Below are 392 nucleotides of genomic sequence, written 5' to 3' on the forward strand. Positions count from 1 at the left end.
GTCTTTATACCATCAAAGCCGATTCTAAACACTGACGCATATATTTGCCCAGTGTTCAACTCTGGTTTCATGGAAACCTCGCAGAACGGGCTCCTTACATCGACTGACATGGATCTAAGCTTCTCACAGGATGTTGGGGATTCGGATCTAGAGGACGAGGAGGATGCCGCAGAAGGGCAAGGGGATGATCATCCCGATGATGATCACACAAACAACGGCATATTAAGAACAGACCTCAATTTGCCTGTGCCTGAGGAACATGAGGAGCCTGATCCTGACACTGAGGAAAATTCTCATGAGCCTCTGCCCAAGCCTTCCCTTCCTTCGAGCCCGCATACGCCTCGCAATCTTGTTTTGTCCCAGCCCTTGATCATGGTTCCCACATCCACAAC

Annotated in this window: 1 protein-coding gene; it reads left to right on the forward strand. The window is 49.7% G+C overall.

Annotation, left to right across the window (positions count from 1 at the left end; translation table 11 throughout):
* Positions 1-392: hypothetical protein (locus D7X55_RS45255; protein WP_233610494.1), on the forward strand; the 392-nt coding region annotated here is incomplete at both ends.

The organism is Corallococcus sp. AB049A (assembly GCF_003668885.1).
Classification (GTDB): domain Bacteria; phylum Myxococcota; class Myxococcia; order Myxococcales; family Myxococcaceae; genus Corallococcus; species Corallococcus interemptor.